Annotated in this window: 11 protein-coding genes; 7 read left to right on the top strand and 4 right to left on the bottom strand. The window is 68.6% G+C overall.

What is annotated here, in order from left to right:
• The 5 genes from ACT4N8_RS03260 to paaE all read left to right on the top strand — a co-directional run.
• A partial coding sequence (locus ACT4N8_RS03260; RefSeq protein ID WP_444856706.1) for a Phenylacetic acid catabolic protein occupies nucleotides 1–337 on the top strand: 337 nt, incomplete at its 5' end.
• Complete coding sequence (gene paaB / locus ACT4N8_RS03255; protein WP_444856705.1) at nucleotides 334–618, top strand: 1,2-phenylacetyl-CoA epoxidase subunit PaaB; 285 nt, start codon at nucleotides 334–336, stop codon at nucleotides 616–618. The genes ACT4N8_RS03260 and paaB, both read left to right, overlap by 4 nt.
• A complete protein-coding gene (gene paaC / locus ACT4N8_RS03250; protein ID WP_444856704.1) occupies nucleotides 618–1,385 on the top strand; it encodes a 1,2-phenylacetyl-CoA epoxidase subunit PaaC in 768 nt (255 codons plus the stop codon). The genes paaB and paaC overlap by 1 nt, the downstream gene beginning before the upstream one ends.
• Nucleotides 1,379–1,828, top strand: coding sequence for a 1,2-phenylacetyl-CoA epoxidase subunit PaaD (gene paaD, locus ACT4N8_RS03245; RefSeq protein ID WP_444856703.1), 450 nt, complete (start codon nucleotides 1,379–1,381; stop codon nucleotides 1,826–1,828). The genes paaC and paaD overlap by 7 nt, the downstream gene beginning before the upstream one ends.
• On the top strand, nucleotides 1,828–2,904 hold the full coding sequence (gene paaE / locus ACT4N8_RS03240) for a 1,2-phenylacetyl-CoA epoxidase subunit PaaE (protein ID WP_444856702.1): 1,077 nt from the start codon (nucleotides 1,828–1,830) through the stop codon (nucleotides 2,902–2,904). The genes paaD and paaE overlap by 1 nt, the downstream gene beginning before the upstream one ends.
• On the opposite strand, the gene ACT4N8_RS03235 is transcribed toward paaE, so the two are convergent.
• The 3 genes from ACT4N8_RS03235 to ACT4N8_RS03225 form a co-directional block, all read right to left on the bottom strand.
• On the bottom strand, nucleotides 2,892–3,467 hold the full coding sequence (locus tag ACT4N8_RS03235) for a TetR/AcrR family transcriptional regulator (protein WP_444856701.1): 576 nt from the start codon (nucleotides 3,465–3,467) through the stop codon (nucleotides 2,892–2,894). The two genes, paaE and ACT4N8_RS03235, sit on opposite strands and share 13 nt — an antisense overlap.
• Nucleotides 3,468–3,499: 32 nt before the next feature.
• Nucleotides 3,500–4,594, bottom strand: coding sequence for a class A beta-lactamase (gene bla, locus ACT4N8_RS03230; protein WP_444856700.1), 1,095 nt, complete (start codon nucleotides 4,592–4,594; stop codon nucleotides 3,500–3,502).
• Nucleotides 4,595–4,715: 121 nt separating this feature from the next.
• Nucleotides 4,716–6,815, bottom strand: a complete 2,100-nt coding sequence (locus ACT4N8_RS03225) for a TonB-dependent receptor (RefSeq protein ID WP_444856699.1) — start codon at nucleotides 6,813–6,815, stop codon at nucleotides 4,716–4,718.
• Nucleotides 6,816–7,033: 218 nt separating this feature from the next.
• Between ACT4N8_RS03225 and ACT4N8_RS03220 the strand changes: the two genes are divergently transcribed.
• Nucleotides 7,034–7,642, top strand: a complete 609-nt coding sequence (locus ACT4N8_RS03220) for an EF-hand domain-containing protein (RefSeq protein WP_444856698.1) — start codon at nucleotides 7,034–7,036, stop codon at nucleotides 7,640–7,642.
• 165 nt (nucleotides 7,643–7,807) lie between these two features.
• A complete protein-coding gene (locus tag ACT4N8_RS03215; protein WP_444856697.1) occupies nucleotides 7,808–7,993 on the top strand; it encodes a hypothetical protein in 186 nt (61 codons plus the stop codon).
• Here the strand turns inward: ACT4N8_RS03215 and ACT4N8_RS03210 are convergent.
• Nucleotides 7,990–9,155: sensor histidine kinase (locus ACT4N8_RS03210; protein ID WP_444856696.1), on the bottom strand; the 1,166-nt coding region annotated here is incomplete at its 5' end. The genes ACT4N8_RS03215 and ACT4N8_RS03210 overlap by 4 nt on opposite strands.

Genomic DNA, 9,155 nt, shown 5'->3' with positions numbered 1-9,155 from the left:
CGACAATTCGCCCAACACCGCCCAGTCGATGCGCTGGCGGATCAAGCGCGACACCAATGACGAGCTCCGCCAGAAGTTCGTCGACATTACCGTGCCGCAGGCCGACGCGCTCGGGCTGACCGTGCCGGACCCCGACCTCAGGTGGAACGAGGCGAAGGGCGGCTACGATTTTGGCGAGGTCGACTGGGACGAATTCTACGCCGTGGTGAAGGGCGAGGGCCCGGTCGCCAAAGAGCGGATGAAGGCCCGCCGCGACGCCTGGGAGCAGAACGCCTGGGTCCGCGAGGCCGCGGCGGCCTATGCGGAGAAGCACGCCCGCAAGGCGGAAGCGGCATGAGCAAGGACTGGCCGCTCTGGGAGGTGTTCGTCCGCGCCAAGGGCGGGATGGCGCATCGCCATGTCGGCAGCGTGCACGCGCCCGACTCGGAGATCGCGCTACGCCACGCCCGCGACACCTACACGCGGCGGATGGAGGGCGTCAGCCTCTGGGTCGTGCCCTCGGCGGAGATCACCGCCTCCGACCCCTCCGACGACGCGTCGATGTTCGCGCCCGCCGAGGACAAGATCTATCGGCACCCGACCTTCTACAACATCCCGGACGACGTGAAGCACATCTGATGGCGACGGTCGCGGCCGATTCGGTCCTCTTCGAAACCCTGCTGCGGCTCGGCGACGACAGCCTGATCCTCGGCCAGCGGCTCGGCGATTGGTGCGGCCATGCGCCGAGCGTCGAGGTCGATTTGAGCCTCGCCAATATGGGCCTCGATCTGATCGGCCAGGCGACGCATTTCCTGAACGCCGCGGGTGAAGGGGAAGGGAAGGGCCGCGACGGCGACGCGCTCGCTTTCCATCGCGACGTGCTCGATTTCCGCAATTGCTGGCTGGTCGAGCAGCCCAACGGCGATTTCGCCCAGACCATGGCGCGGCAATTCCTCTTCTCGACCTGGCAGGAGATGCTCTTCGGCCACCTCACGGGCTCCAGCGAGCCGCGCATCGCCGAGGTCGCCGCCAAGGCGGTGAAGGAGGTGCGCTACCATGCCGAGCTCGCCGCCGAATGGGTGATACGCCTCGGCGACGGCACCGAGGAGAGCCGGCGGCGCATGGCCGACGGACTCGACTGGAACTGGCGCTTCATCCCCGAGCTGTTCGAGATGGACGAAATCGCGGCCGAGGCCGTGCGCTCCGGCATCGGCGCCGACGTGACCCTTTTCCGCGAGGATTACGACCGCCGGGTCCGCAGCGTTCTGGCCGAAGCGACGCTGGAGCCGCCCGCCGACCAGCGCCCGATCCTCGGCGGCCGCCGCGGCCATCACAGCGAGCATCTCGGCCACATTCTCGCGGTGATGCAATTCCTGCCCCGCACCTATCCGGACGCGACATGGTGACGACCCTCTCCACCGATGCGCTGTGGCAGGTGCTCGAATCTGTGCCCGATCCCGAAATCCCAGCCGTCTCGGTCGTCGATCTCGGGATCGTCCGCGCGGTCCGGCCGGACCGGGTGGTGATTACCCCCACCTATACCGGCTGCCCGGCCACGCAGGTGATCGAGCGCGACATCCGTGCCGCGCTCGACGCGGCCGGCTTTCGCGATGTCGCGATCGAGACCACGCTCTCGCCGCCCTGGACCACCGACTGGATCACCGAAGGCGGCAAGGCGAAGCTGCACGCCTACGGCATCGCCCCGCCGAGCTCGGCCAGCGCCGCGACCTGCCCGCAATGCGGCTCGACCGACACGGAAGAGGTCAGCCGCTTCGGCTCGACCCCGTGCAAGGCGCAGTGGCGCTGCCGCGCCTGCCTCGAGCCGTTCGACCGGTTCAAGTGCCACTGATGAGCGTCTCATTTCATACCCTGACGGTCGCCGAGGTGGTGGATGAGACGAACGAGGCGCGCTCGATCCGCTTCGCCATGCCCGAGGAGCTTCGCGAGACCTTTAAATTCACGCCCGGCCAGCATTTGACGCTGAAAGCCGAGATTTCAGGCGAAGAGGTGCGGCGCAATTACTCGCTCTGCGTCGCACCGCAGGACGGGCAGGTGATGGTCACCGTGAAGCGCATCGCGGGCGGCCTCTTTTCCAACTGGGCGAATGACAACCTAAAGGCGGGTATGGCCATCGAAGTGATGCCGCCGCACGGCAGCTTCACTTGGGATTTCGCGCCCCACGCCGCGAACCACTATGTCGGCTTCGCCGGCGGCTCGGGGATCACGCCGGTCATTTCGCTGCTCAAGACCGCCCTGCTGACCGAGCCTCAAAGCCGTTTCACGCTCTTCTACGGCAATCGCGACAGCAGCTCGATCATCTTCCTGGAGGCGCTTGCCGGGCTCAAGAACCGGTTCATGGACCGGCTGCAAGTCCATCATTTCCTTGCCGAAGAGGCCGAGGAGTTCGAGCTGTTCAACGGCATGCTCGATCACGCCAAATGCGACGAGATATTGGAGACGCTGGTCGAGCCCGACGAAGTCGCCGCTTTCTTCATCTGCGGCCCCGGGCCGATGATGGACGCCGCCGAGGAGGCTTTGCTCGCCCGCGGTGTCGACAAGGACAAGATCCACCTGGAGCGCTTCACCGCCGACCGCCCCGCCGAAGCGATGGCGGCGCAGCTCCAGGAGATGTCGCGCGACGCGGCCGGCCTGTCGATGCTGGTCACCTTGGACGGTCGCAAGCGCCGGGTGCCGTTCGACGCGGCAGCCGGCAACATCCTCGATTCGGCGCGCGAGGCGGGGCTGCCGGCGCCTTTTGCCTGCAAGGCCGGGGTCTGCGCCACCTGCCGAGCCCGCGTCGTTTCGGGCGAGGTCGAGATGGCGGCGCGCTCCGGCCTGACAGACGAGGAGGTGGCGGCGGGGTACGTCCTGACCTGCCAGTCTGTGCCCAAAGGCGAAGGCGTCGAGCTCGACTACGACGCCTGAACGCCGTTCAGCATCACGTCGACCGCCATCTCCGCCAGCTCGTCGGCGTCGAGCGCCCCCCGGGGCCGGAACCAGGTGTGGGTCCAGTTGATCATCCCGAAGAAGAGCATGGCGAGCGGCAGCGCCGGCCGGTCCGGCCGCAGCTCACGCACGAGCCTTTCCACCGTGGCGATGATCCGGCGCTGCTTGGCGACCACCTCGGTCCGCCGCGCCGGCGGCAGATTGTCGAGTTCGTTCAGCAGCACCTTGTGGCTGTCCTCGGCGCCGACATAGAGCCGCATGAAGGCGAGGGTAAGCGCCCGCAATTTCACCTTGGCCGAGCCGCTCTGAGTCGCCCGCTCGGCTGCCTCGACCAGCGCGTCGAGATGCGTCGCCATGGTCGCGTAGAGGATGTCGTCCTTGGACGGGAAGTAATGGTAGATCAGCGACTTGGAGGTCCTGCACGCCTTGGCGAGGTCGGCTACTGAGGCGCCCTGGAAGCCGCGCCGGGCGAAGAGATGCGCGGCGGCCGCGAGGATCGTCTCGCGGCGCTTGTCGTAATCGGGAGATTGCGGCCGCGCCATCGCCTCACCTTAGGCAGGCGGGCTGGCGGCGGCTAGCGGCGGCTGTAGCTGCTGCCGCCCCGGCTTCCCGCCGTCTCGTCATAGGCGATCACGGCGCGGGTCACGTTCTGCATCAACTGCATCCGCTCCGGGACCGGCGCGCTGGTCCGGCCGATCATCACCGCCACCGCATAATGGCGGCCCTCGGGCGAGGTCAGGATGCCGATGTCGTTATAGCCCGCCTGGGTCGCGCCGAGCACCTGGCCGGTGCCGGTCTTGTGCGCGATCCGCCAGCCCGGCGCGAGGCCGCCGGTCAGCCGCTGCCGTCCGGTGCGGGTCTGCGACATGATCGCAAGCAGCCGCTCGGTGGAAGAACGCGACAGAAGCTCGCCGCGACGCAGCCGACTCAAGCCCTCGACGATGCCCTCCGGCGTCGCGCCGTCGATCGGGTCCTCGATATAGCTTTCGAACGCGGAGCGCCGCCGCGCCGCCGGCACGTCGGCGCGCGCCTGGTAGAAGGCGCGGCCGACCGAATAGCTCGGCTGCCACTGCAGTCCGGCGATCTGGCTCTGCATCAGCCGCTCGCCCGGCCCGAAGCGGACGCCTTCAAGGTTGAGCCGCGCCAGCGTCTGGCGCACTGCCCGCGGCCCGCCGGTGGCGCGCAGCACGGCGTCGTTGCAGGTGTTGTCGCTCTGGGTGATCGCGCGGAAGAGTAAATTGTCGAGCGTGGTCGTATAGCCGTTCGGCCCGACCTGCGCCGCGATCGGCTGGTGGAAGAGGGTGAGGTCCTGGCGCCGGATCGTGACCGGCTGGTCGAGGCGCAACGTTCCGGCGTCGACCGCCGCGAAGGCGGTGATTGCCACCCAGAATTTGCTAACGCTCTGCTGCGGGAAGTGCCGCTCGCCGTTCCAGCTTGTCGTCCACTCGCTGTCGACCTCGCGCACCGCGATACCGACCTCGCCGGGGAAGGATCGGCCGAGCTCCTGGATTCGCGTCTCCAGGATGCTCTGCGCCCGCGCGTCCGGGGAGGGAGCAATTGCCGCGCGGCCCGGCACCTGCGCGCTGTGCGCGCTCGGGATGCCGCCCGCCAGCGTCATCGCGCCAAGCGCGAAAAATCGAATCCGCCGAGTCCTCGCCGCCCCGCTCATCGTCGCTCCCATTCTCCTGCCCAGTCGACCCATCATACGGAGCGACTCGTTTCCGCCAGCTTAATCAGCGGCTTGCGGGACGAGGCGTGGTGCAGGCGCGGCGGAACGAATCCGGAATCGATCAGAATGATAGCCGGGCGGTGATCCTGAAGTCGCGCCCGGCCAGCGGCGCGAAGTCCTTGAGGAAGCTCGCGTGCCGGCGCGCGGTGACGTCGAAGATGTTGTTCGCCGACAGCGTGATGCTGCTGTCATTGTCGTCGCCGAAGGGATGGAGGGCGAGCGAGGCGTTGACCATCGTGTAGCCGTCGGTCGGCGTCTCGAAGGCGGCGATTCGATCCTGGCCGGCGACGCGCTCGACCTCGATCCGGCCGTCGACGAGGTCCGATTGCGCCTCCAGCCCGACGAGCAGGCGGAAGGGCGGGATGCGCGGCACCGGACCTGCGCCGTCGATCGTCGCGCGGACATAGTCGGCGACCGCGTCGGCGTTGATCCTGACCCCGCCGATCCGGGCGAGGCGGACCGAGCCTTCGAGCTCGACGCCGAAATAGCGGGCGTCGTCCTGGAGATATTGGAACACCGGGAGGTCGTCCTCGATCTGCCCGGTCGGCTGCTGGTAGATGTAATTGTCGAACCAGCTGTGGAAGACCGAGGCGGCGAGGCTGTAGCCGTCGCCGGATGCGCGCAGCGTGCCCTCCAGCCCCCAGCTGCGCTCCTTGACGAAATCCGGATTGCCGATCTCGAACGCCTGGGTGCCCGCATGCGGGCCGTTGGCGAACAATTCCTCGGCCGAGGGCGCGCGCTCGGCATGCGAAAGATTGACTCCGAAGCGCAGCCGCGGCGCGAGCGCCACGCTGCCGCCCACCGAGCCGGAGAAGGTGTCGAAGCTTCGGCTGAGCGCCGGATTGCCGATGTCCGGATCGGCCTCGGCGCGGAGCCGCGAATGCTCGTAGCGGGCGCCGCCTTCGAGCCGGACGGCGCCGAGCTCGAAGGTCTGGAGCGCGAACAGGCCGAGCTGCCGGGTCTGGTTGGCGGGGAGATATTTCTCCTCGCCCACCACGCTGTAGTCGCGGTCGAAAACTTGCACGCCGAAGCCGCCGCTCCAGCCGTTGCGGACGGACTGCACGGCCTCGAGCCGCGCCTCGACCCCTTCGGTGAAGAAGGAGGTCGCGATCTCGCCCGTATCCTCGATCTCGAAATGGCGATAGTCGGCCCAGCCGCCGCGAAAGCGGACCATGTCGATGAAGCCGTCGCCCGTGTCGATCTGGGCGCGCGCATCGACTCGGGTCTGCCTGAGGTCGAGCGTCGGTGCTTCCGCCTCCACCGCCGGATCGAGCGAATAGCGGATCGGCACGCCGTAGCGGCTGTCGTAGCGGTTGACCGAGACGCCGACATTGTTCTGCCCGTCGACCCAGGCGAGGCCGGCGGCGAAGTCCGTCGTCTCGGAGGCGGTATTGGGGATGGAGCCGCTGAGCTCGGCCAGCTCCTGGATTTCCGGGTCGGGGCTCGCCGCCGCCTGGGCGCGAAGCTCCGGCGTGAGCACGAAGCCGCCGATCTCGAGGTCGTTGGTCCGCGTGTAATTGCCGTCGAAATGGATCACGAAATTGCCGCCGAGCGGCGCGTCGATCGCCGCGTTGACGGAGCGCTCGTCGGCGGCGGAGCCGTAGGTCAGCAGCGCTTCGAGATGGAGCGGCTCTTCCGGAATCCGGCGCGGGATGCGCGAGTCGATCACGTTCACGACGCCGCCGATCGCCGACGAGCCGAACAGCAGCACGGAGGGGCCGCGCAGCACCTCGACCCGCTCGGCGGTGAGCGGGTTGATCGCCACCGCATGGTCGACGCTGCTTGCGGATACGTCGAGGCTGCCGATCCCGTCGGTGAGGATGCGCACCCGGTCGCCTTGGAAGCCGCGCAGCACGGGCCGCGAGGCGCTGGGACCGAAGGAGGTCGCGGAGACGCCCGCCTGCCGCGCGAGCGTGTCGCCGATCGTCGGACGAAGCTCGCGGATCAGCTCCTCGCCCGTCACGACCGAGGTGCCGGAGAGGATGTCGACCCGGTTGCGCAGGAAGCCGGTGACGACGATCTCCTGCTCCTCCTCGGAATGGAGATCCTGAGCCCGGTGCGGCGCGCGCGGCTGGGCTTGCGCGCCGTCGGCGGGCGGTTGGGCGAAAGCGGGAACGGGCAGCAGGACGGCGGTGCCCGCCATCAGCAGGGATCGAATCAAGGCAATATCTCCAATGGGTCGGCTCGGGCTTAGCGACGAGTGATGTTATATCAAGGCTGAACCATGCCTGTATTGCGCGCTTCGACGAAAGCGTGCCTCGCTTCGACGCAATTTGCCCCTCGCGACAATTCGTGACACTTTTTTCGGCGGCCGACAAAGTTGGACGACATGGTGCGGGCAATCGGGTCTCATCGCAAATCACCCAGAGGGATTTTCTCATGAAGACATTCAGCCTCCTCGCCGCGACCGCTTTTGTCGTAGCGGCGGGTGCCGCTCTGGCGCAGCCGCCCGCCGGCGCGCGTCCCGACCGCAATGCCGACGTCACCCGCCAGCAGGTCATCGATCGCGTCGACCAGCGCTTCGCGCGCATGGATGCGAACAATGACGGCCGCCTCACACCGGAAGAGGCGCGGGCGATGCATGAGCAGCGGCGCACCGAGATGGCCAACCGCATGTTCGAGCGGCTCGACGCGAACCGCGACGGGAGCGTCAGCCGCGTCGAGTTCGATCAGGCTCGCGCCAGCCGCGCCGAGCGTCGAGCAGAGCGGATGGCCGGCCGCGAGGGCGGCCCGCTCATGGGGATGCGGATGCACCGCCGCGGCCACAGCATGCGTGGCCCCGGCGGCCGAGGGATGCGCGGCATGCGCATGTTCGGCGAGCAGGGTTTCGTCACCCGCGAGCAGATGCGCGAGCGCGCGCTCGCCCGCTTCGACCGGCTCGATGCCGACAGCAACGGCACCCTGACCGCCGCCGAGCGCCGGCAGGGCCGCGAGCAGATGCGCGAGCGGATTCGCGAGCGCAGGGAAATGCGCCGCCCGGGCGCCTGATCTTCGCGAGGAAAACTGGGCGGGGCGGATCCGGCCGGATTCGCCCCGTTTCGCGTTCTCGCATGCGCGCCCGATGATTGATTTAGCGCAAGTCGTTTCGGATGAATTCATGCGACATGGGCCACGTCCTTGATGGACTAAGGTCCATGGGACAGGGGGGACGGATTGGCCTATTACAGGCTCTACTTGCTGGCCGAGGCGGGCGGCCGCTTCGTGGGCTTCGAGGAGATCGAGGCGGCCGACGACGTCGAGGCCGTTCGCTTCGCCGAGGACCATGTCGGCGAGCATCCGCTCGAGCTCTGGTGCGGCAAGCGCAAGGTAAAGAGCTTCCCGGCCGCGATATCGGATTAATCCACCCCCGCGCGTGCCTTCGGCAGGCGGATGCGCGCGATCAGGCCGCCGTCCCGCCGGTTCTCCAGCTCCAGTGAGCCGCCATGCGCCTGCGCCGCGGCGCGCGCGAGTGTGAGCCCCAGGCCCGAGCCGCCTGTCTCCCGGCTTCGCGACGGCTCGACGCGGTAGAACGCCTCCTGCACGCGGCTCAGCTCATCCTCGGCGATGCCGGGCCCGCAATCACTGACCTCGATCACCACCTCGCCATCGTCGCCGCGCACCGCGACTCGCGTCGCGCCGCCATAATTGACGCCATTCTCGATCAAATTGCGCATTGCCCTGCGCAGCAGCCGCGGCTGCACCCGCGCGGTCTGGCGCCCGCCCGCGACCATCTCGACATCGTGGCCGAGCGCGCGGAACTCCTCCACCACCGTGTCGGCGAGCGCGGCGATGTCGACTGCGCGGAGCGGCTCGACCGCCCGGCCCGAGCGGGCGAGGGCGAGCGTATCGTCGAGCATCGCGGTCATTTCCTCGATCGTCGCGATCATCCGCTCGCGGTCCTCGGCCGGCTCGACCGTCTCGGCGCGAATCCGGAGCGAAGCGAGCGGTGTGCGCAGGTCGTGCCCGATCGCGCCGAGCATGCGGTCCTTCTCGTCGAGCATCGCCCCGACCCGCGCGCTCATCGCGTTGAAGGCATGGATCGCCCGGGCGAGATCGGCGGGTCCGCGCGGCTCGACGTGCGGCGCTTCGCCCCGGCCCTGAAAGCGCTCCGCCGCCGCGGTGAGGTCGCGCAGCGGCCGGGCCAGGCGGGCCGCCATCCAGGTCATCGCGGCGAGGATGATCAGGTAGATGAGCAGGGTCGCGACCAGCGGCCGCAGCGCCAACCAGGGATTGGGCCGGGGCGTGACCATCCGCGCATTGAGCCAGCTTCCGTCCAGGAGCTGGACCGACAGGATCAAGGTGCGCCAGCGCTCGAGCCGCCGGTCCACTCGCTCCTGCGATTCCCGCCCCAATCTCTCGCGCAACCGCGGCGGCAGCGGCACGTCGTCGCTGATCGACGCGCGCAGGTCGCGCACCGTCACGCCGTTGGCGGCGACGCTGTCGCGCAGGCGCTCGGTCAGCGCCTCCTCGATGCTGCCCGGCGGCACCGCGCTCTCGGAGTCGAGCGAATAGCGCCCGCGCC

The organism is Sphingosinicella sp. (assembly GCF_052387495.1).
Classification (GTDB): Bacteria; Pseudomonadota; Alphaproteobacteria; order Sphingomonadales; family Sphingomonadaceae; genus Allosphingosinicella.
The sequence above is the reverse complement of the archived record's forward strand: the minus strand, read 5'-3'. Positions and strand labels throughout refer to the sequence as shown.

Bases quoted from the DNA above. Each gene is read 5' to 3' on its own strand.
- ACT4N8_RS03235 (WP_444856701.1), bottom strand. From the start codon at position 3,467: ATGGCGCGGCCGCAATCTCCCGATTACGACAAGCGCCGCGAGACGATC.
- ACT4N8_RS03220 (WP_444856698.1), top strand. From the start codon at position 7,034: ATGAAGACATTCAGCCTCCTCGCCGCGACCGCTTTTGTCGTAGCGGCG.
- bla (WP_444856700.1), bottom strand. From the start codon at position 4,594: ATGAGCGGGGCGGCGAGGACTCGGCGGATTCGATTTTTCGCGCTTGGC.
- paaE (WP_444856702.1), top strand. From the start codon at position 1,828: ATGAGCGTCTCATTTCATACCCTGACGGTCGCCGAGGTGGTGGATGAG.
- paaD (WP_444856703.1), top strand. From the start codon at position 1,379: ATGGTGACGACCCTCTCCACCGATGCGCTGTGGCAGGTGCTCGAATCT.
- paaC (WP_444856704.1), top strand. From the start codon at position 618: ATGGCGACGGTCGCGGCCGATTCGGTCCTCTTCGAAACCCTGCTGCGG.
- paaB (WP_444856705.1), top strand. From the start codon at position 334: ATGAGCAAGGACTGGCCGCTCTGGGAGGTGTTCGTCCGCGCCAAGGGC.